We start from the raw sequence: 22,453 nt of genomic DNA, 5'->3' as shown, positions 1-22,453 counted from the left end.
TTGAAATCTCTTAAGCAGAAATTATTAGTACCTATGTTTGTAATTATTATACTTATACCTATTATTACTCTATTGGTAGTAAACATTGGTATGAATTATGCCGAAGAAAAAATTTCTAGAGATGAGCTACAAAACATAATTAAAATGTCTAAAAATCGAAAAATACTATGGGATTCAACTAAAAGAAATGCATCTATAGCTATCAATAATGGTGTTTTAGCACTTGTTTTACAATCCACACGCTTTAATAAAAACATTGAATTCGTGGTTTTTGATAGAAATTACAAACCCCTATCTCAATTTAACTCAGGTACAGCTCTAACTGGTAACTTTGTAGCAAATTTACAAAAAAAACTTCCTGATTTAGAAGCAGAAAAAATTTACAAAGTTAATTTTGATAATAAAAACTACCTATACGCTGTCTTTAAAATGAATTCACTCCTACTAAAACCAAATATCTTACTAGTATCCAGAGTAGACTTTGCAGGGCCTATTATATCTATTATGAATATAATTTTTATATCTATAGCTACTATAGCAGTTATTATTGCTTTAGTCCTAACATCCTTTATTGTAAAAGGTATAATTAAGCCAATAAGCAAATTATGTAATTATACTAAACTCATTGGTAAAGGGGATTTTATAGATGTTCCTCCTAATGAAAGTTTTACAGAAATATATCAATTAAGCACTCATATGGGCGATATGTCTAGGCAATTACATAAGTTAACTGAAAATCAAAAAAGCTATATGCAAAATATTTCTCACGAACTTAGAACCCCTCTGATGGCTATTAGTAGCTATGCTGAGGGTATTAAGCTAGGGGTTTTTACTGATGTTCACCATGCCTCTAGTATCATATGTGAAGAAAGTCAAAGGTTAAACGACTTTGTAAATCAAATACTAACGCTATCTCGCATAGAAAATATTGATTATAACTATGAACTCAGTCCAACCATACTATCACATAGCTTACTAGAATATTACCAGAGCCTTAAAGGTATAGCTGTAAAACTAAATAAAGAGTTAATAAGCAACATAAAGGTGGATGAGGTTATGATAGAAGCAAATGATACATTACTATCACAAATCATATATAATATTACCTCAAATTGTTTACGCTACGCCAAACACAGTGTATCTATTACTTTCGAGTCTACTGATCATGAAGTTATAATCACTATTAAAGATGATGGTTCTGGTTTTGATGATAAAGATTTACCTCATATATTTGAACGTTTCTACAAGGGCAAAACTGGCAAGTTCGGTCTTGGACTTGCAATAGCTAAGGCGTCCACTTTACAAATGGGAGGTACTTTAACCGCAATGAATGGTGAGGGTGAAAACGGAGCAATTTTCAAAATATCCTTTCCATTAATTTAATAAATATATTATTATACATTTGCAACAACTTAGCAACAGTTTAGCCGTTGATATGAAAATACAAGAGGATATACAATAAAGTCACAAGCTGATAAAAAATATTGAAAGGATGATGATTAATATGAATCTTTTAAAAACTTGTATATCTTTTTGTTTATTAGGTAGTATGATCTTTACTAATTGTGCTTTTGCAAATGATAAAAATATGGATGGTACTTCAAAATCTCAAACCTCTTTAATAAATAGTTCATCAACTATTGAAGGTGGTTGGGATAATGAATTTATAGGCAATGACCCCACTATCAAATTTTATCCAGATGCGTATGCTAATTATTGGCGTTTTGGTCTTAATCGTAAAGACAGTAATAAAAATATAGGCTTAAAAATAACAGGTGTGTTTCCAGATGCTAGATACATGAGTATTAATGTTTATAATGACTCAAATTTTTCACCTATAGAAAGTATAACTGATTATGATATAGTTCCAGACGAAGGTAGTATTAACCAATTCGCTTCACTTGAAGATAATAAATATAAAGCAGACCAGCACTATACAATATATGTAGTTCCAAAAGGCACTAAAAATATTTCTGGTAAAAACGTTGTTTATTACGACAACTCACTCAATAAAATATCTGTTTTCTTACGTTATTATTTGCCTAACCAAGATGACAAAGGAGGCGCTGTGCTTCCTACTATTGAAGCATTCGATACAACCACAGGAGAAAAAACAGACTTGCCTAAAACAAGTAAAAATGTTGGCTCAAAAAGAATGCATATACGTTCTTCGGTAGGTAATTATATCATTAAAACTATCGTTAGACCATTCTTCTTGGTGAATCGTACTGAAGATTTACATTCATACCATCTAAGTGGTAATGGGATGTATCCAAATAAAGACAATGATTATTTAGTTATGCCTATTACTAGGAAAAATGACGAAGTAGCTGTTGTAAAATTTAAAGCACCTACTCTATCAAAAGTAAATGAAAAAGACGTACGTTATTTTTCTCTAGGTCAAGGAGATATTGAAAGTCATAACCTTCTGACTCTATGTGATGAAGAGATTAAGATAGCCGATGATGGATATGTATATCTTGTTATTGGTGATACTAAAGTAAAAGATTCTTTAGATGCAAATTATAATTATATGCCTTGGAAAGCAGATTCAAATATGGTACTAATCTACAGAAATCTTGTATCTAATCCAAACTTTGAAGGTAATATAAATCTCGTACCAAACTTCAAGGAAAATAAAAAAGCAACTGGTGATGCTTATATCGGAGATTATGCACCAGTAGGAAAGCTTGTAACTTATGATGAATTTATCAACAAAGGCTTTGATGTGTTGAAATAATTCCATCGTTATAAACACCCCTTATTTAGAATCATGTCCTAAATAAGGGGTTAATTTTTTCTATAATGAACTTATTATTCTCTAATCTTGTTTATTATCTCCTCAGCTAAGTAGTTCAGCCCTCCGAAACCAACGTAAGGAGTTTTATTATAATAAAGCACTTTATTTAGATTTGGATTTGATACTTGTAAGTTTACTTTTGTCTGATAGTATTTGTTTGACATAAAATCCCCTAATATCATATCTGGTTTCACGCTTTCTAATATATCCTGTAGCTTACTTTCACTAGGGCATATTACTACATTCTCGTCTTCAAGTTCTTCCTTTGACATATAGTTGCTATCTTTTATTTTGTGGTTTATTACAGTATATTGAACTTTTATTCCTATTTCTCCTAAAAAGTTCTTTAGTCCCAATGCTCTATCATATGGTGCGGTTACTATTGCATTTTTTATTTTATAGGATTTTAGATATCTAGATAAGTTCATCATCACACTAGTTGCTTCATGACTAATAATATTTAGCTTCTCTTCATTAATTTCAAGATTAAACTTATTCTTTATATCTTTAATCCACTTCATCGTACCTTTAAATCCGTATGGCCTACCTACTGTATATTCTTGCTTGTGCTCTTTTAACATGTATTTTGCACAATCAATCCCCTCTGCCCTAATTACGATATTGAATTCTGCCTTAGAAGCACCTTCTATTTCATTTATACTTGTATTTGCTGTCATAACACAGTTACATTCACAGTCAAATAGTTCTTTCATCATCCTCTTTATTTCCCACACATCCGATTTATAGTTATAATAGTCCATTTGATTTCCAATGATATTATATGTTTTAGGTACTTTGGCTGTACTAGCTTTTACTATTTCTTTACATAACATTTTCAGTGTATCTTTTATTCCAACTGTATAATCCCCTTTAAATCCTCCTGTATCTATAGCTATCAATCTTGCTCTTACTTTGTCTTTCATCATATAACATATACTTTCTGTGTCAATCCCTATAACTGATGATATTGATGAAGCTAATATAAATATCACTGGTGGGTTATATATTTTGTCTATTTCTAATAAAGCCTTTTCTAATCTATCATGCTTTCCAAAAGCTATGTCAGTCTCATCTATATGTGTCGTAAAGGTTCTAGCTAGGCTATCTCCTCCTAGTTGCATTAACCCTTCTATTGCAAAATGTGTAGTACCTGCCGGCCCAAATTCAACTATTATAGCATCTTTTATTGATGTTAAAGTCCAAAGTGTACCCATCCTATCCGAAGGTAATGGAAAATTCTCATATAGCATTTATATTACCTCCTTTTTTTTGCTTTTCATCATTTTGTTTCTAAAATTAAAAGATTTATCATTTGTCAATATTTCTAATGTCTCATCTATAACTTCATACCCAAGCTTTTTACTTACAGGGTCTAGTATAATCTGAGTTATTCCTCTAGATATTAATTCCATAGGGTTTTCGTGTCCTAAATAGTAGCTTGGCTTATATTCATCATACACAGTCCTAAGTGGTGCTATGTTAGCTATTCTACTCACATAAGGATTATTACCTGTATCTAGGATTCGTTTTATATTAATCTCATCTTTTTTGAGATATTCCCTCATTTGAATTAATATTGGTTTCATTCCTAATTTAATTAAAAATAAAGACAACTTCATACAGTCAAATGGAGTGTTTCCATATATAAATGTTTTTCCCGAAAGTTTTGCTTTAGACTTTTGTACTTTTTCTAATGCTTTCTCTCTAAGAATCTCTAATTTTTTCGTTAAATTTATTTGCAATAAGTCCTGTAACTTATTATAAGCTTCATCTATATCATCAATATCTAGATGCTTTGCAAAATTAATATATTCTATACCATATTGGTCTTTCATTTGATGCGCTAACATCATTGCTGTTTGATCTACCACGATATTAACTGTAGCTGTTGGAGCATACTTTAAGTTTTCTATAGTACAGCTAGATGGTATCGTCATATTGACTTTTATTTCTGCATCACTTAACAACTTGTACAACTCAGTGTTTTCTATCTCGTCATACCTATAACCCAGTATATTCACTGTTTTTTCTTTCTTTTCTCCGCTAACCATTAATTTAGAAAATACCTGTAGCGTCTTTTCTATTCCTGAAATATGACTATTGCATTTAAAGTGATCTGTTTTAACAACTAGCAGTTTACAATCTACCTCTTCTTGCATGCCTATAATTAAAGATTCGTAATCTTCTCCTATTAATTCAGGTATACATGTTGTCACTATCAATATCGCTTTTGGTTTTTCTTTTTTGTATATTGCTTTTAATGCCTTTTTTACTTTTTCTCCACATCCAAATGTTACATCGTTTTTATCCATTACTAACGAATAAAATCTATCTTTGCCATTTTGCCTTAAGTATGCAAAATCTTTAGCATAGTAAGTACATTCCTCTGTTCCTACAACCATAACTACTAAATCTTCTATATAAGAAGCTGTCATAACACTTCCGAATAATGGACAATGTGTTCCTGGAAATTGTGCATATGACAATTGTGGTATATCTTTATCACTTTTTATCGTATCTAATAATGCAAGTAACGATAAATCATATTTGTATTTCAATGTTCTACCTCCCAGCTATTCCTAATGGTATTATGTGTGGTTTACCAGTAACTTCTTCCTGCCTGACCTGCACATCTACGTTATATACATCTCTTATTGTCTGTTTAGTCATTATATTTTGTGGCAATCCAACCTTATATATTTTTCCTTCTTTTAAGACACAAATTCTATGTGAATACTTACTTGCTTGATTTAAATCGTGTAGGACCATAATGCATGTAAGCATTAAATCTTCATTTAATTCTCTTACTAGCTCTAATACCTCAAGTTGATGACATATATCAAGGTATGTTGTCGGCTCATCTAATAATAATATCTTAGGCTTCTGAGCTAGTGCCATTGCTATCCAAGCTCTTTGCCTCTCTCCACCTGATAGTGTTATAACCTTTCTAGAACTCATATGTAAAAGCTTAGTTTTACCAAGTGCCCAGTCCACTACTTCTTGATCATTTTTATTTTTCTTTTCATACCATTTTTTATGGGGCATTCTTCCATAATAAACTAAGTCTCTTACTGTAAAATCTGCTGGTGATGTGTTTTGCTGTGATACTACTGCGAGTATCTTTGCTATCTCCTTTTGGCTGATTTTAGTTATATTGTCCCCTGAAAGATAAACTACTCCGTTTTCAGGTTTTATTATTCTTGCTATTGATTTGAGTATAGTTGATTTGCCTGAACCATTTGGCCCTATGATAGAAAGTATTTCTCCTTTTTTTACATCTATAGAGAAATCCTCAACTACTATTTTACTTTCATAGCCTATCATCAATCCTTTAGCCTCTAACATTAAGCATCCCCCTTTCTTAGTAAATACAAGAAGAAGGGTCCACCTAATACTGCCATAATAACTCCTACTGGAAGCTCTATAGGTGCAACTATTGTTCTCGCAACAGTATCTGCTATACTAAGAACACTACCTCCTAGTAATATACTCAATGGAAGCATGTATTTATAATCAGATCCTATAATCAATCTACTAATGTGAGGTACTACTAGACCTACAAATCCAATTATTCCAACTACAGATACAGATACTCCAGCTAAATATACAGCTATTGCTGATATTATCACTCTATCTCTATTGACATTTTTACCTAGATTTGTTGCTGTATCATCACCTAGCTGTAGTATATTTGCACTTCTTATACAAAACACTGATAAGAGTTGTCCTATTATTGAATATGGTAATAACATATAGACATCCTTCCAGCTTTTAGCTGCAAGTGAACCGTTAACCCACATCAAAACTCCTTGAATCTTATCACTATGCAGTATCGAAAGAAGTGATGTTCCTCCTCCTAAAATTGCATTAACAGCAACTCCAGCTAATATTATCCTAATAGGCTTTATACCATTTTTCCATGCCAACATATATACCATCAAACACGCGACCGCTCCTCCTGCAAAAGCAACCACTGGTAGTAAATATGTAAGTGTTGGAAAAAGTAATAATATTATTATTGCTGATAAGCTTGCCCCGGCACTGACCCCTGTTACTCCAGGGTCAGCTAATGGGTTTCTCATAACTGCTTGTAATAATGCTCCACTTATAGAAAGATTTGCGCCTACTATTATCGCAATTATAGCTCTTGGCACTCTTACATCCATCAATATAACATTAAGCACTCCTTCATCTTTACCTAATATTATATTTACTACACTTTTTAAACTACACGAAATACTCCCAAACTTAATCGAGCACAAAAACGATAAAGCTAATATTAATATACCTGCAAATAACACTGATTTTTTATTGTTAGTTTTAATACTTGAAAGTTTACTCATTTGTTTATAACTCCATTATCTAAGACTTATTTGTGTATCATCTCGAACATTTTTTCTAAAGCCTTACCGCATCTTATATTTGCTACAACTCCAAAATATTTATTGTCAAGATCATATACTCTGTTGTTCTTTACTGCATCAAGTGATTGCCATACTTTATTGTTGTTAAATTCTTTATCAAACATCTTTCTACTCTGCTCTGGATTTGCATGAGTCATTCTCAATATTACATCTGGATTAGCTTTTACAATGTTTTCTATACTAAATGGTACATATGGTCCTTTTGCACTTTCTAGTGAATCTGTTATATTTATCGCACCTGCTTTATTTACCAAATCACCAACATATGAATGCTTTGTACACATCATGAAACTTTCTGGAGTTCCAAATATAGCAAGCACTGTTATCTTTTCTTTATCCTTTGTTTCCTTTTTAATCTTTTCTTCTATAGCTTCCATATCTTTAATTAGCTTATTCCCTTTTTCTTGTTTTCCAAATGTATCAGCTAATGATTTGATAGTATTTTTAACATCATCGTATTTTGAAGTTTTATAAAATAATGTTTTTATATCTTGGTTTTTTAATTTTTCTTGTAATGAGTTTTTAAGTACATCGTCTGATATAAAGAAATCTAACTTTAGAGATTTTAATTTCTCTATATCGGGATTCATAGGACTCCCTATTGTATCAATCTTCTTAAGTTCTTCTTTTCTTTCATGAGTCGTAGTAGGTATTCCAAGCATTTTTATACCTAACTCATTTATTATTTCTGTTAGAGAATTTGTACCAACTGCTATCCTACTTTCAGCTGTTAATTTATCAGCTTCTTTATTTTGATCATTTTCATTGTTTTGTTCTTTTTGCTCTTTAGATGCGCTAGTATTAACATCCTCTTTTTTTTCTGAGCACCCTGCAAAACTCATAATCATTGCTAACATACTTATTATAATTAATATTTTTTTCATAACATAACCTCCCATTTTATTATCCAATAATTTGATTTGCTAATTTCATGTATTGTTTTGATATATCTGCATCACAAAAAGCTTCTACTACAGTTTTACCCTCGTTTTCTGCTTTTTGAATATTTCCATCTCTAGGGATATATTTGATAATATTTGTTCCTATTTCTTCGCATAACTTTTCAACTAATTCTTGTTCCTTTTCTACTCCTTTCGCATTTAATATAAGGCCTTTTAGCTTTGCATAACCTCTATTTTGGAATTCTCCCACTGCCTTTGATATATTAGATGCAGCATACATGCTCATCATTTCTCCACTAGTCACAATATAGACTTCCTGTGCATAACCATTTCTAAGGGGCATTGCAAATCCTCCACATACTACATCACCTAAAACATCATAAATTACCACGTCAGGCTGATATTTCTCAAATGCTTTTAACTCATCTAGTTTTTCAAATGCAGTTATAATGCCCCTTCCTGCACATCCTATCCCTGGTTTAGGCCCTCCAGCCTCTACACATAAAACCCCATTGTAACCCTCAAACACTATATCTTCAAGTGATATATCCTCTTTATCTCTCATCACTTGCAATACCGTTGGTATGAATTTACCTTTCATTAAGTTTTTTGTTGAATCAGCCTTAGGGTCACATCCTATTTGCATAACTTTATATCCTAATGTAGTCAATGCAGCTGATAAGTTGGATACTGTTGTTGACTTGCCTATCCCACCTTTTCCATATACAGCTATTCTCTTCATTTTGATTCTCCTTTGATAAATATCTTTACTTTTTATGTGATATTGATTATCATTATCCTATATAGTTTAACAAAATTTTTTTATAAGTTCTTATAGTTTTATTCACTTTTTTATAAATTTTTCACGAAGGAGTTTTTTATATGAAATGTATATTAAAAAAAGATGGTTCTATTAACAACCATCACCTAAATGTTATACTAGATTATTTTTATAATATAAGTGGTATTAGCATTTTCGCTATATCTTCTAGCTTAGAAATTATATGTAAAAAAGGAACAATTCCAAAAACAGTCGATATAACCTCTGTATTAAAAAATACAAACAGTAAAAATACAACTATTTGCATTGAAAGTGATTATTTTATAATTCTCCCAATTAATATACGTAATACTCAATTGGGATTTATAGTTATCGGTTCTTTTTCTGATATAACAAAGGAATGTTACCTTAAAAATTTTATAAATTTATTAGTAGAAAATGGCCTACATCATATAAGAAGTTTAAGTGATTCTTCTACTATGAAAAGATGTATCTGTTATAAGAAGCTCAATCATTCAACTAATTATCTAAGTATAATGAATGAAATTATTGCAAATATCAGGCTATCTAAATTCAAATTAGCTCTAAGTATTTATGAAACCTCTTTTACCCATGCTCTTTCTTTACTTCCTTTTGATATTGCTAAAAATGTTATTGTAAGTTTTATTGGTACTATAAGTAATTACCTAATTGTTGATTACAATAACTGTTTCATATATAAAATATATGAAAATAGCTTAGATAAGTTAGCAAGCTCAACCGAGTATAGCTTTATTTTTATGATAGGTAAATCTTTTATTAAAGAAACTCAGTTTTTCATATTATCTAGTATTGAAAATGATCCCAAATGCTATCTAATAAAGAAAGTTATAAATTATATCACTCAAAACTATGATAAATACCTCAGTCTAAGTGATGTTGCTAATAAAGTAAAGCTAAGTCCCGGTTATCTGTCTACCAATTTTAAAAAAGAAACAGGAGAAAGCTTCACTTCTTATCTTAATAAAGTTCGTATAGAAAACAGTAAACTCTTATTTGAAACCACCGATCACTCTATAGTCGATATTGCTTTAGCTGTAGGTTTTGACAATCAAAACTATTTTACTACTGTATTTAAAAAATATACAGGACTTACACCTAAAAAGTATCGTATGTCTTTAAAAAGAAATTAATCTGACTTATGATCTTTGTGTTTGACAACTCACTAATAATACCTTCCTAAATTTAATCGATTAAAAGCAGTTTGATTTCACGGTTGAATTGGTCTAGTACAATCTGTCAAATAAAAATATTAGGTATATTTGTGCTTTATAGGGGATATTGAATCTCCCCTCTCTTTATTTTCAATCTGTCTCTTTTAAATAGATTGATATCATTGTTTTAACTTTCTTATAACCAATAATCTTCCTCTATTCCAATATCTTTTTATCCTTTAATATTTTCATAGTTATTTCTTTTGCTCTTATTCCTCTTGCTCCTTCTTCTCCTTTAACATTGTTAGCAAAGTAGTATACATTATCGTCTTTTTCAACATATCCAATAAACCAACCATTTATAAATTTATTGTCTCTTGTTCCTCCTCCAGTTTTTCCAGAGAATACAACACCATTTTGATTTGTTAGAACTATTATTTTCTTGACTATATCCATATTTCTCTTACTGAATGGAAGATCATAATTGTACAACCTTTTAAGTATCTCTATTTGTTCTATAGGAGATATCTTTAGCGATGATTGTAACCAAAACTTTGTTATCCCGCCTGATATGTCTTTATTTCCATAATCTATTTTGTTTAGATATTTTTGCATATCCTCTTTTCCTACTTTTTCTGCTAGCCTTTGATAATACCAGACAGCTGAGTTTGCTATAGCTGTAGCCAATGTATGGTCCTTATTCCAACTCTCTAAAAAGCGTTTTTTACCATCCCATTTGAAAACTGTGTTTTCATCTTCTACAACCTTTGTCTCGAGTCCAATTAATGAATTTACTATTTTAAAAGTAGAACATGGAGCAACTCTTTTGTTCATTCTATCAATGTTATGTACAATATATTTATTTTGATTACTATCAAATAATATAAAACATCCATCAAGTTCATCATAATATTGGCTCAAATCTTCTTTTGTTATATTTCCCTTTATACCTTTATTGTCTTTTGAGCATCCTATAGTTACTACAATAATCAATATTGCTATAAAGAATAATTTTTTCATATTTCCCCCTTTTATCGTTGATAAAACTCATCATATCTTTCTAGAAACTCTTCTATACACGGTCTTATTGGATCACATAAATTATATGGTAATTCTTCTATTGAGAAAAACTTTGCATCTCTTCCTTCTGTTTTCTCTACCTTTATTTCTCCACTATAATCTTTGCATACATACGTAGCTGTTACGTTATATACCTCATTTCCATCTGGATATTTATAGTACAACTCTTTCCCAGAATAAAGATTCATGAGTTTCAAATTCTGGCAGACTAGATTCACTTCTTCCTTAGCTTCCCTTATAGCTGTTTCCTGTAAAGATTCACCTAACTCCATTGCACCACCAGGTAATCCCCACCAGTCTCTATCTGTCCTGTGATGTAATAATACCTCTCCCTTTTTGTTTATAATGATTACATTTGCGCCAACCATTATTATAGGTTTTGTTCCAATGTATTTACGTAAATCATCTATATATCCCATACTCTCTCCTCCTCTGTTTGCTCATCTAGAAATACTACATGTAAGCACATAAAGCCAAATGCTCATTAGTATTGATGATTTAATATCAACTATTTCGCACAAAGATATAATAGCAATCCTCTATATAAAAATTCTTCAGCAGGTAACTCCAAAATATATTAAAATACACGTTTTCAAAAAACCTCTATTCACCTCCATTATTTTCAGCCTGACTCCCTTAGCCATTAATATATTAATTGTTAAAATACAATTCCTATTATTAAACTACAGGCGTTTCCTCCTTATAAATTAATACAGTCCTCTTTTACCCAACCTACCTCATTTTTGTATTTGCCTAGTACATAACCGCCAAATTTCTCTATCACCTTAAATTGATTACCCTTCTTTATATCCAAAAACAAAGATATGTAAGTTTTTTTAAGACTAGGCTTGTCCGTTGTTTGGTCGATAAATTCATTCTTAAGTAAAAACTTCTCACCCGTACTAGCTTTTTTACAAAGCGAAAATTCACAATCCTCTTTTAATATATCAAATTCTAAATCTCTCCAATCTAATTTTACTATTTGATTATCTTCTGATATAAAATCCTTTACTACTTCTTTTATTTCAAATTTGTCTTCACTAATACTATTGAATGATGTTTGGTTATCCTTTTTTTCTATAATCAGCGCATTGACTTGACCAGCATACTTTACCCCATTTCCACCATCTATAGCAATGATTTTCTTTTTATTATCTATTATCACATCACCATTTAAACTTCTTTCTCTATAGTTTTGAGTTGGCCAATGTCCTACTACTACGTATTTTCCTGCGCTGTGCTTTTTTTCTAAGAATTCACTTATACTAAGCATACTTCTGACTTCTGATTGAGTCCAATCCTCTATATCATCTATACCTGCATGTACAAAAATAAACTCATCAAGTTCTAGCGCTATGGGTAAATCCATCATATATCGTATATAGTCTTGATATCTAGAAACTATCTTTGTTTGTATGTTTTTTATATCATTTATACTTTTATATTCTATGCCAAGTTCATTGATCCATTCTTTTATTATACAAGGATATCTCACGTTATTCAGATGATAAGCTAAATCTTCTGCATTTTCTTCTTTTAATAGCCCTAGAATATATCTTTCATGATTGCCGGTGAGTATAATTGTATTGTTTCTTTTGGATAGCTCTTTTATATAATCAAGTGTTTTTCTGTTATCTTCACCTTTTTGTATTGCATCCCCCAGAATAATAAGATAATCATTTTCTTTTAATTTTGCTCTATCTATAAGCCTCTTTAACAAATCATAGCTACCATGAATATCGCTTATAGCTACTATTCTATAATTACTAATTACATTCATTTTGAGTATCTTGTCCATTCTCCCCCTCCTACTGTAAAACAAAATTATCATTGAAAATCTAGTCTCATGTTATATATGGAACCTTCGTACAAATTCGTTCTTCAATTTTTTATCTGAGAATATAAACATTCCTATCAGTGTAAGTAATGTATATAATGCTGATACAGCACTAGGCCAAAGTATTTTTGCTATATTAGTTAAATAAAGCACAATAGGTATTAAACCAATAAACATGATTATAAACAAATATCCTATATACTCACTCCAAAGCATTGGAATTGTATATATAATTATAGTCATTATAAATATTGATGTTATTATCAATAAAGGTATTACTATATCTACAGACCAACTAAACTGGCCATTGGTTATATCAACCATAAAAAGCATAAACGATAGTCCTATTAATTGCAGTAAAATCTTTACCCCATAGTGCATGTTAGATATTATAGTATTTCTAATTGATAGCCAAACATATCCTAATGGAAATGTCACGTAAAATGACCATAGTAATCCATTGTAGTTAAGTAAATTTATTAACGTACATACGCTTATTACTATAATAACTATAAACGAAAACACTTTAGATCTATAATTCTTTTTTTGTATTTTCTCTAAGTTATATTGAGGATATTGTCTATCTTCATTTTCTATTTGACCTTCTAATTTCTTATGACATAACGGACATCTTACTTGACTATCATCTATATTTACATCACAAAACTTACAATGCTTCATCTTCCATCCCCCATTCATTTGTGTATATATCAACATTTAATCCTTCTTCTTTTGACAGATAGGAAAAGAAATGTTTTATTATCTCTGTCTGGACAATGGTTCTAGAGAATGTTATTGACAGATCATGTTTAACGGAACAAATAGAGCAATTTAAAGGATTGCTTGCTGTAGAATACAATATAACATCTACACGCTCTACATACTTCTCTATAGACTCAGGTATCGTTATTTTCCCCAAATTTGTTACACTGCTTGTTTTCTTTATATTGGCTCTTTCAAATGCATATTTCATCACTATATTTTTAACCCACAGAGGTACAAACCTCGCGATAAGTAGTTTTTCAAATTTAATGTTTTCTGCTATTCTTGGATAAAGATTCTCTTTCTTAACTTTGTACTTCAGCTGCCTTGATGTTTCTTTTATTATTTCATCAAGTGTCATATCCTTGTCTACTTTGACACTTATATTAATAACTGTAAAGAAATTTCTAAGTGTTCTTGAAGGAAAAATCCCTCTCAAGTTAACTGGTACAGATATGGATATTGGATGAGTATATATTCCATACTTCATATTCTCGTTATAAATTGAATAAATTAATAGAGCTACAATATATTCTGTCATAGTTGCTCCATATGATTTTACTACTCTTTTAAACTCCATTGAATCTATTACACCATGTATTACATTGTTACCAAAGTTAACAAATGGCTTTCCTTCTATCTGGTAAGCATCTTCATCTTTTATAGCTGGAGTATCACTAGGCTGATAGTATCTTTGAAAACTATCTTCTATTTCATATTTTGAAGGTGTATCTTCTATCAATAATATTTTATCTTCGTGTTTTATATCTGTATGTATTCTTTTAAGATATTCATATGTTAGAGTTTTTAAAAACTCAAGTGCCCCTGTTCCATCAGTTAAAGAATGAAATATTTCTACTGATATTCTATTCTTATAATATAAGACCTTTATAAGATATCTATTATTAGAATATTTATCTATCTTATGACATGGTGAGTCAACTTCTTCCTGGATTATTAGTCTTTTGTCATTATGCTCGAAGTAATACCAAAATAGGCCTTTTCTTATCCTTACAGCATATGCAGGAAATCTTGTTATTACTTTATCTAATGCTTCTTGAAGTAACTTTGCATTTATGGCTTCTGTAAGTGTTACAGATACTCTAAATGTTGCTGTATTGCTTGATGTAGATGCGGCAGGGAATATCTTCGCTGCGTTGTCTAATCTGTACCATCTATCTTTATCACTCATATATAATATTTCCTTTCATAATAATATCCGTAACGTAATAGTCTAATCTCTTTTATTATTATACCATATCGCATAAATCAGTTTATATTTATCTGTTCTTAAATAATCCTTCACATATATTATAAACTTAAAAAAAATAAATACCCTTAATCTATGAAACTTAAGAGTATTTTATATCATAACATTTATATTTTTATTAGTTAAAATAAATATATTTATATATTAACACAATCAGCTTTAATCCAACCTACTTCTCCATTATGCTTAGCTAATACATATTCACCACAACGTTTTATAAGTTTTATATTATCCCCATTTTTAACTTCTAAAAATAACGATATGTATGTTTTTTTAAGGCTAAGTTTACTTTTTGTTTTATCTATAAATTCATTCTTTATTAATACCTCATCACTCACATTTGCTACTTTACAAATTGAAAATTCCTTGTTTTCTTTCAATATTTCAAACTCTGTACCTCTACAATCTAGTTTCATTACTTGAAATTTATGTGGTAATGTATCCTTTATTACTTGTACCCTTTCAAAGTAATCTTCTCTAAGACTATTAAATAATAATTTACCCTCTAATTTTTCTATAACCAGCGCATTAACTTGTCCAGTAGTCATAACACTATACCCACCATCTATAGCTATGATTTTTTTATCTTTATCTATTATTACATCACCACTTAGACTGTTTTCTCTATAATTCTGGGTAGGCCAATGTCCTACTATTACATATTTGTCTGCTTTATGTTGTTTATCTAAAAATCCTTTTGTCTTTATCATATTCCATGTTTTTGATTTAGTCCAGTCTTCTATATCATCTATACCTGCATGTACAAATATAAAATCATCTAATTCTAAAGCAATCGGTAAACTTTCTAAAAACTTAATATCATCTTTATATCTTGATTTTATTTGATTTTGAATATTTAAAACATCCTCTATATTGTTATATTTGATATTTAGTTCTTTCATCCACTCTTTTAATATACAAGAATGTTTCTTGGTTTTAAAATAACTGTCTACATCAGTGCAATTTTCTTCTTTCAACATGTGCAATATCTTTCTTTCATGATTACCAGCTAGTATTATAGTATTTTTTCTTTTTGACAACTCTTTTACATATTGAAGTGTCTGCATATTGTACTTTCCTTTTTGTATTACATCACCTATTATAACTAAATAATCCTTTTCTCGTAAGTTAACTCTATCTATTAATTTCTTTAATAATTCATATCCACCATGGATATCGCTAATAGCAACTATTCGATAGTCACCTTCTAATTTATATCTTAGTATTTTGTCCATAAAATCCCCCTGTGAAGTTGTATATTTATATAAAGTTATTACATATAAATAATATATTTATTATATCATAGTTCATATGTTTATCTTTTCTCAACCAATAAGCATTTATATTATGATTAAGTAATAAAAAACACCCTCGATTTATTGACTTCTTGAGAATGTTTTGTTAAATCATTGTTTATTAGATTTAGGTACAATCTTTTTTAGTATGTGAAATGTTATGTTACCTATAGCTTTTTTAAATGGGTTCTTTACTGTATCAACAGGATATACTTTATCAAACCAATCCAGTTTTTTATAGTATTTATAATCTGCTGTATCTTCGGTAGTATCCAGAAAAGTTATAGCTCGAAAAGCGTTATAAAATGCTATCCTTCTTACTGAAGGTTCTTTTAGCTTCTTAGACTCAATGCTATTATAAAACATCTTAGATATACGCTTTGCTTTTTGCGCTAATTTATCGGTTATTTCTAGCTTAATGGCAAACACTTTATGTCTAAATATAAACACCTTGTTCGCTCCCCAGTACTCAAATACATCTTTTAAATATTTCGCAACTTTTTTATCTCCCCCACCAGCTGTACTCACTACTACTAGTACATTTTTATCAAATAAAACAGGTCTATGCAATATATAAGCAAAATGATCTACAAAATTTTTAACTACTCCGGGTACACTCAACATATATACAGGTGCAGAAATAATTATAGCATCTGCGTTTAACATTTTTTGTTCTAGCATATCTGTTGTTTCTCTATGAGGGCAAAATTCTTCTCCTTTAAGTATACAGTTGTGACAAGATATACAGTAACCCAAGTCTATATCACCAAGAAATATCTCTTCAAATTCTACATCGCCTTGCTCATTCATATTATCTTGGACTAATTTAGTTAATTTATAAGTGTTGCCCTTTCTAAGACTTCCTAATAATACTAGTACCTTCACTTAAATCACCTACTTATTAATTTTTTTATTATATTCGATTATTTTATTAAATATATCGTAATCATCTGATTTAGTAAATAAATTATGATGCTGTATTGTCTTTTTTGATGTATCGTATTTTTCTGCTACTTCAATTCTATTATGTAGCCATATGTCTACATACATTTTTGAGAAATATTTTTTCCCGTCTATAGACATGTATTTTAGTGGTATTCCAGTATATTCATTACTGCTCAAACTTCTAATCTCCATCCTTAATATCTTATCTATAATATTAGTTTCTATTCCTAAATATTCTGATAACTCATTTATATCCATAAGTGCTGTCTGTTTTTCTTTTTCAATAGTTTTATCACTATGAGTAAATATATAAGCAGTAGATATAATTGATATTCCAATGATTACACTTGCTATTAGTATATATATACCCTGTTTTTCTTTCAAATTTTTCACCCCCTATTTTGGTTGTTATATGTTAATTCTATTAATTGCAGATGAATTTGTCAATCAAGTCACAATAAAAGGAATGTCTCAATAGACACTCCCTCTCTATGTTATTTTTTCATATAACTCTCTAAATTTTATGACCTTCAATCCATATGGATTCATTTCATCTTTTTTATTACACAAACATGTCTTCATGCCTAATTCATGTGCTGGCAGTATATCCGCTTTAAAATTGTCACCTATCATAATTGCCTCTTTACCGATTACTTTAAAATACTCCAATGCTTTGTTAAACAGCTTAATATTTGGCTTCATATAGTTATTGCTATAACTAAAGAAATATCTGTCTACATATTTATCTATACCTTTACTTTTGAATATGTCTATATACACTTCTTCTGGTAAGAAACAATTAGATATGATACCTATTTTCTTGCCATTTTGTTTGACATGCTTTAATATATCCACCACAAAATCATTCACTACTACCTCTTTCATGTACTGTGAGTAAAATAACTTTGAAAGCTCTAGGATTACTTTTTCACTGAGCAACTTCTTGTCAACTATTAATCTAAAAAAATCCTCTATAGGGGTTTCGTGCCCATTCTTTTTTCTACTATTAATCATGTATTCGTCCAATGGATCTAAAAATTTCACTTTAAGTTCATCTACAGTATAGTTTATACCAAACTTATCTAAGTATTTTTGCATTTCTTGTAATCCTATAATATCCTTTTCTACATCTGTTTTACCTTGGTGAAAATCCATCAAGGTATTACCCATGTCAAAGAAAAACACCTGTATATCTTTTGTATTCATGCTATTCTCCTCTCATTTAAGGTTTAGTAGAGATATGTTATCATACTTTTATTTAGGATACAATGTTTTCTTTGCTTTAGATGAATTAATTCAAAAAACATCTAAAATATATTATAATACTCATATGGAGATGATATAATTTTGTGAAAATGGCAGTAATTTCACAATGCCAATTTAGAGGAGGAGTTAAAGATGAGTAGCAGATACGAAGAAGGATTAAGATTAATAGCGGAAAGTTGTGGCAATGGAAAAGATAATGTCATTGCTCTGTCAACCATCGGAATGGAACCGAGTGGTGGCAAAGTCACCTTTCCTTATGTCCGTGAGGTGGACGCTTATTATGAAGACGGTGTGTTTTATGTTACTACTTGGGGAAAATCAAATAAAATGCAACAGATAGCTCAAAACAAAGAGGTTGCATTTACAGTTTGCTTACAGGGGATTTCCGGAAATGGAATTGGCGAAAACCTAGGATGGGTTTTAGATCCGAAAAACGCTGAACTAAGGGCTAAACTTCGTAATGCCTTTGCCGATTGGTACGATGACGCAAATAACGAACAAGATGAAAACTGCGTTATTTTGGCAATACGCATCACAAGATGCTCGATATTTAGAGACCACGGTGCTGTCCGTTATAATATGGACTTTGTGAATAAAGTGGAGACTGCAGAAGTATAAATTAGGTAAGTCATTAGCTGTATCTAAATGAGAATTCTCCTTAGTACACTTTAGTATAATTTATATAGCGAAATATTTGATAATGTGAAAACATAGAAGCTAGAGTAGAATAATATCATTATATAAAATCAAAAAGATACAAAATATATGAGTTTTAAGGAGTTGATACATTGTACGAATATAAATCAGTTGAAGTACCACTGAAAAAAGGACTAAAGGTTAAAGTAGGAGTTACTTTTGAAGAATGTATGAAAATCATAAAAGAACATGCACAAGACGGATGGAGATTGGTTCAGATTGTAACTCCACAAAATGAAAAAGCGGGAGCTTTTATGCCTTATGCTTATCAAATAATATTTGAGAAGAAGATATAAACATATAAGATATTAATAAAGGAGCTGTTCACTTAAAAACATCTCCTTTATCCTTTACTATCTAATTCTAAAATTATACACTTCTACTTCTCAATCAAATGACACGAAACATCATGGTTTTTATCTATACTTATTAACTTTGGCTCATCTTTTTTACATATATCTTTTGCATGTATACATCTAGTATGAAACCTGCACCCTGTTGGTGGATTTATAGGGCTTGGTACATCTCCTGTTAGGAGTATTCTGTCTTTCTTCTTGTTTGGATCTGGTATCGGTATTGCTGACAATAAAGCCTGTGAATATGGATGAGTTGGATTATCATACAGCTTATTACCATCTGCTATTTCTGCGATCTTTCCTAAGTACATTACGCCTACTCTATCACTTATGTGCTTTACTACGTTCAAACCATGCGCTATAAACAAGTATGTCAGTTTGAATTCTTCTTGCAAATCTTTTAATAGATTTAAAACTTGAGCTTGTATTGATACATCAAGCGCTGAAACTGGTTCATCACATACTATTAACTTTGGTCTTAATGATAATGCCCTCGCTATACCTATCCTCTGTCTCTGACCTCCACTAAACTCATGTGGAAATCTATCCTTATGAAACTTTGCAAGCCCTACATAGTTTAAAAGCTTTAAAACCTCGCTATTAATATCCTGTTTTTCTACTATTTTATTTACTCTCATTGGCTCTGCAATAATATCCCCTACATTCATTCTTGGATTGAGAGATGCATATGGATCTTGAAATATTATTTGTATGTCTATAGCTAACTTTCTCTTCTCTTTTTTTGATAGCTTTGTTATGTCTCTACCCTCATACAATATCTGTCCTGATGTCGGGTTTAACAAATTTACGATCATTTTTCCTGTTGTAGATTTACCACAACCTGATTCCCCTACTAGTCCTAATGTTTCTCCTTTATATATATCAAATGTAATATCATCAACTGCTTTAACATAATTAGTAATTTTTCCGAGCGTTCCTGATTTAACTGGAAAGTACTTTTTTAAGTTTTTTACTTGTAGTAGAGTTTCCATAGTTATCACCTACCTTTATTTTATCTCTAAGAAACACCTTACCCTTCTACCATCAATAAATTTAAGTTCTGGCATCTTTTCTTTACATATATCCATACACTTACTACATCTAGTGCTAAAAGCACATCCTTTCGGCATATCGAGAGGATTTGGAACCATTCCTGGAATAATGAATAGTTTTTCAACCTTTTTATCCATCTTTGGTATTGAAGAAAGTAAACCTTGAGTATATGGATGTAGCGGTTTTTCAAATATCTCTTTAACACTTCCAGTCTCCACTACCTTTCCACAATACATTACTACAACTCTATCGGCTGTCTCTGCTACAACACCTAAATCATGTGTTATCAGTAGTATGGAAGTATTAAATTCATTTTTCAGCTTTACCATCAAGTCTAATATTTGAGCTTGTATTGTAACATCTAATGCTGTGGTAGGCTCGTCAGCTATTAATAACTCTGGCTTACACGCTAACGCTATAGCAATCATTACTCTTTGTCTCATACCTCCACTAAGTTGATGTGGATACGAATGTATTCTTTCCTCTGGAGAAGGTATACCTACTAGTTTGAGCATATTTATTGATTCTTTAATCGCTTCTTTTTTGCTCATCTTTTTATGTCTAATAAGTGCCTCTGAAATCTGTTTTCCTACTGTAAATACTGGATTAAGTGAAGTCATCGGCTCTTGAAATATCATAGATATCTTATTTCCTCTTATATCTTGCATTTGTCTTTTAGTTTTTTCTAGTAGATTTTCACCATTAAATAAAATTTGTCCATTTATTATTTTACCTGGAGGATTTGGTATAAGCCCCATTACAGATAATGAAGTAACACTTTTCCCGCTTCCTGACTCTCCAACTAATGCAACTACTTCTCCCTTATCTATTTTAAAATCAACTCCATCAACAGCATTGACTAGTCCTTTTTTTAGTTTAAACTGAGTTTTTAAATCTTTAACCTGTAATAGCATAATTTATCCCTCCTTATTTTCTAAGCTTAGGGTCTAATGCATCTCTCAGACCATCTCCAAGCAAATTAAATGCTAAAACTGTTATCGTTATAGCAATACCTGGGAAGAATACTAGATGTGGTGCATTGTAGAAATATCCTCTACCTGCTCCAAGCATAGTTCCCCATTCAGCGTATGGAGGTTGAACACCTAGTCCTAAAAATCCAAGTGCTGCTGTTTCCAATATAGCTGTTGATATACCTAACGTTCCTCTTACTATTATGGGTGAAATAATATTAGGTAGTATATGTTTAAAAATTATAGTAAAATCATGATTTCCTATAACTTTAGCTGCTTGTACAAATTCACTTTCTTTTATGGATAATATCGAACCCCTCACTATTCTCGCGTATTCTGGTATTGTAACTATACTAATTGCAATGATTGCTTTATCTATTCCTTTACCTAATGCACTCATAAAAGCTATAGCTAACAGTAATGAAGGAAAAGCTAATATAATATCCATAAATCTCATCAAAATCAAATCTATCTTACCTCCATAATATCCTGCTAATGCGCCAATTATTATTCCTATACTGAGTGAAATAGCTACCGATATCATTCCAACCCTAAGTGATATCTGTGTACCATCAATTATCCTACAAAGTATATCTCTGCCTTGCTCATCGGTTCCTAAAGGATGAGATGATGATGGAGTTTGTAAGCTATCTTTTAGTTCTCCCACATTTGGATCATACTTCATTATAAATTGCCCAAAGATAGCGATAAAAACTAGAAATATTATTATTCCTAGACCAACCATAGCTAATTTATTGGTCTTTAACGTATTCCATAATTCTAACCACTGTGACGATTTTTTTTCCATCTATTTCACCTCTC

General features: G+C 30.6%; 23 protein-coding genes. 5 read left to right on the top strand and 18 right to left on the bottom strand.

The window, feature by feature from the left end; translation table 11 throughout:
• Nucleotides 1-1,383 carry a HAMP domain-containing sensor histidine kinase gene (locus P3X86_RS10355; RefSeq protein WP_483292616.1) on the top strand — a complete coding sequence of 461 codons (1,383 nt, stop codon included), beginning with the start codon at nucleotides 1-3 and terminating at the stop codon, nucleotides 1,381-1,383.
• Nucleotides 1,384-1,504: 121 nt separating this feature from the next.
• Nucleotides 1,505-2,740 (top strand): hypothetical protein, encoded by a 1,236-nt coding sequence (locus tag P3X86_RS10350; RefSeq protein ID WP_483292615.1) that lies wholly within the window; start codon nucleotides 1,505-1,507, stop codon nucleotides 2,738-2,740.
• Between the two features lie 74 nt (nucleotides 2,741-2,814).
• Here P3X86_RS10350 and P3X86_RS10345 read toward each other — a convergent pair whose 3' ends face one another.
• Genes P3X86_RS10345 through P3X86_RS10320 form a run of 6 tightly spaced genes read right to left on the bottom strand, consistent with a single transcriptional unit; the run spans nucleotide 2,815 to nucleotide 8,868 of the window.
• Nucleotides 2,815-4,050: a nitrogenase component 1 gene (locus P3X86_RS10345; RefSeq protein ID WP_483292614.1), complete on the bottom strand. Its 1,236-nt coding sequence runs from the start codon at nucleotides 4,048-4,050 to the stop codon at nucleotides 2,815-2,817.
• A complete protein-coding gene (locus P3X86_RS10340) occupies nucleotides 4,051-5,358 on the bottom strand; it encodes a nitrogenase component 1 (protein WP_483292613.1) in 1,308 nt (435 codons plus the stop codon).
• A 4-nt stretch (nucleotides 5,359-5,362) separates the two neighbouring features.
• Nucleotides 5,363-6,145, bottom strand: a complete 783-nt coding sequence (locus P3X86_RS10335; protein WP_483292612.1) for an ABC transporter ATP-binding protein — start codon at nucleotides 6,143-6,145, stop codon at nucleotides 5,363-5,365.
• On the bottom strand, nucleotides 6,145-7,143 hold the full coding sequence (locus P3X86_RS10330) for a FecCD family ABC transporter permease (RefSeq protein WP_483292611.1): 999 nt from the start codon (nucleotides 7,141-7,143) through the stop codon (nucleotides 6,145-6,147). Before P3X86_RS10330 ends, P3X86_RS10335 begins: the two co-directional genes overlap by 1 nt.
• A gap of 26 nt (nucleotides 7,144-7,169) precedes the next feature.
• A complete protein-coding gene (locus P3X86_RS10325) occupies nucleotides 7,170-8,108 on the bottom strand; it encodes a helical backbone metal receptor (protein ID WP_483292610.1) in 939 nt (312 codons plus the stop codon).
• A 19-nt stretch (nucleotides 8,109-8,127) separates the two neighbouring features.
• Nucleotides 8,128-8,868: a nucleotide-binding protein gene (locus P3X86_RS10320; protein WP_483292609.1), complete on the bottom strand. Its 741-nt coding sequence runs from the start codon at nucleotides 8,866-8,868 to the stop codon at nucleotides 8,128-8,130.
• Nucleotides 8,869-9,008: 140 nt separating this feature from the next.
• Here P3X86_RS10320 and P3X86_RS10315 point away from each other — a divergent pair, with 140 nt between their 5' ends.
• Nucleotides 9,009-10,079 carry a helix-turn-helix transcriptional regulator gene (locus P3X86_RS10315; protein WP_483292608.1) on the top strand — a complete coding sequence of 357 codons (1,071 nt, stop codon included), beginning with the start codon at nucleotides 9,009-9,011 and terminating at the stop codon, nucleotides 10,077-10,079.
• Between the two features lie 237 nt (nucleotides 10,080-10,316).
• Here P3X86_RS10315 and blaOXA read toward each other — a convergent pair whose 3' ends face one another.
• From blaOXA to P3X86_RS10270, 9 genes are all read right to left on the bottom strand, one after another.
• Nucleotides 10,317-11,120 (bottom strand): class D beta-lactamase, encoded by an 804-nt coding sequence (gene blaOXA / locus P3X86_RS10310; RefSeq protein ID WP_483292607.1) that lies wholly within the window; start codon nucleotides 11,118-11,120, stop codon nucleotides 10,317-10,319.
• Between the two features lie 11 nt (nucleotides 11,121-11,131).
• Nucleotides 11,132-11,599 (bottom strand): NUDIX hydrolase, encoded by a 468-nt coding sequence (locus tag P3X86_RS10305; RefSeq protein WP_483292606.1) that lies wholly within the window; start codon nucleotides 11,597-11,599, stop codon nucleotides 11,132-11,134.
• A gap of 281 nt (nucleotides 11,600-11,880) precedes the next feature.
• A complete protein-coding gene (locus P3X86_RS10300; protein WP_483292605.1) occupies nucleotides 11,881-12,978 on the bottom strand; it encodes a metallophosphoesterase in 1,098 nt (365 codons plus the stop codon).
• Between the two features lie 51 nt (nucleotides 12,979-13,029).
• Nucleotides 13,030-13,698 (bottom strand): DUF6320 domain-containing protein, encoded by a 669-nt coding sequence (locus tag P3X86_RS10295; RefSeq protein ID WP_483292604.1) that lies wholly within the window; start codon nucleotides 13,696-13,698, stop codon nucleotides 13,030-13,032.
• Complete coding sequence (locus P3X86_RS10290; RefSeq protein WP_483292603.1) at nucleotides 13,685-14,971, bottom strand: alcohol acetyltransferase; 1,287 nt, start codon at nucleotides 14,969-14,971, stop codon at nucleotides 13,685-13,687. The genes P3X86_RS10295 and P3X86_RS10290 overlap by 14 nt, the downstream gene beginning before the upstream one ends.
• A gap of 215 nt (nucleotides 14,972-15,186) precedes the next feature.
• Nucleotides 15,187-16,284 (bottom strand): metallophosphoesterase, encoded by a 1,098-nt coding sequence (locus P3X86_RS10285; protein WP_483292602.1) that lies wholly within the window; start codon nucleotides 16,282-16,284, stop codon nucleotides 15,187-15,189.
• A gap of 171 nt (nucleotides 16,285-16,455) precedes the next feature.
• A complete protein-coding gene (locus tag P3X86_RS10280) occupies nucleotides 16,456-17,229 on the bottom strand; it encodes a flavodoxin family protein (RefSeq protein WP_483292601.1) in 774 nt (257 codons plus the stop codon).
• A gap of 9 nt (nucleotides 17,230-17,238) precedes the next feature.
• A complete protein-coding gene (locus tag P3X86_RS10275) occupies nucleotides 17,239-17,673 on the bottom strand; it encodes a hypothetical protein (RefSeq protein WP_483292600.1) in 435 nt (144 codons plus the stop codon).
• 105 nt (nucleotides 17,674-17,778) lie between these two features.
• Nucleotides 17,779-18,495 carry an HAD family hydrolase gene (locus P3X86_RS10270; RefSeq protein WP_483292599.1) on the bottom strand — a complete coding sequence of 239 codons (717 nt, stop codon included), beginning with the start codon at nucleotides 18,493-18,495 and terminating at the stop codon, nucleotides 17,779-17,781.
• 192 nt (nucleotides 18,496-18,687) lie between these two features.
• Between P3X86_RS10270 and P3X86_RS10265 the strand changes: the two genes are divergently transcribed.
• Together P3X86_RS10265 and P3X86_RS10260 are read left to right on the top strand one after the other, a co-directional pair.
• Nucleotides 18,688-19,173 carry a pyridoxamine 5'-phosphate oxidase family protein gene (locus P3X86_RS10265; RefSeq protein WP_483292598.1) on the top strand — a complete coding sequence of 162 codons (486 nt, stop codon included), beginning with the start codon at nucleotides 18,688-18,690 and terminating at the stop codon, nucleotides 19,171-19,173.
• A 170-nt stretch (nucleotides 19,174-19,343) separates the two neighbouring features.
• Nucleotides 19,344-19,547 (top strand): DUF4177 domain-containing protein, encoded by a 204-nt coding sequence (locus P3X86_RS10260; RefSeq protein WP_483292597.1) that lies wholly within the window; start codon nucleotides 19,344-19,346, stop codon nucleotides 19,545-19,547.
• 83 nt (nucleotides 19,548-19,630) lie between these two features.
• Here P3X86_RS10260 and P3X86_RS10255 read toward each other — a convergent pair whose 3' ends face one another.
• Genes P3X86_RS10255 through nikC form a run of 3 tightly spaced genes read right to left on the bottom strand, consistent with a single transcriptional unit; the run spans nucleotide 19,631 to nucleotide 22,439 of the window.
• Nucleotides 19,631-20,599 (bottom strand): ABC transporter ATP-binding protein, encoded by a 969-nt coding sequence (locus tag P3X86_RS10255; protein ID WP_483292596.1) that lies wholly within the window; start codon nucleotides 20,597-20,599, stop codon nucleotides 19,631-19,633.
• A gap of 15 nt (nucleotides 20,600-20,614) precedes the next feature.
• Nucleotides 20,615-21,574: an ABC transporter ATP-binding protein gene (locus P3X86_RS10250; protein ID WP_483292595.1), complete on the bottom strand. Its 960-nt coding sequence runs from the start codon at nucleotides 21,572-21,574 to the stop codon at nucleotides 20,615-20,617.
• Between the two features lie 13 nt (nucleotides 21,575-21,587).
• Nucleotides 21,588-22,439, bottom strand: coding sequence for a nickel transporter permease (gene nikC / locus P3X86_RS10245; RefSeq protein WP_483292594.1), 852 nt, complete (start codon nucleotides 22,437-22,439; stop codon nucleotides 21,588-21,590).
• Nucleotides 22,440-22,453: the final 14 nt, after the last annotated feature.

It is taken from the genome of Abyssisolibacter sp. ZYX002 (genome assembly GCF_056892235.1).
This window is presented reverse-complemented; position numbering and strand designations above follow the sequence as displayed.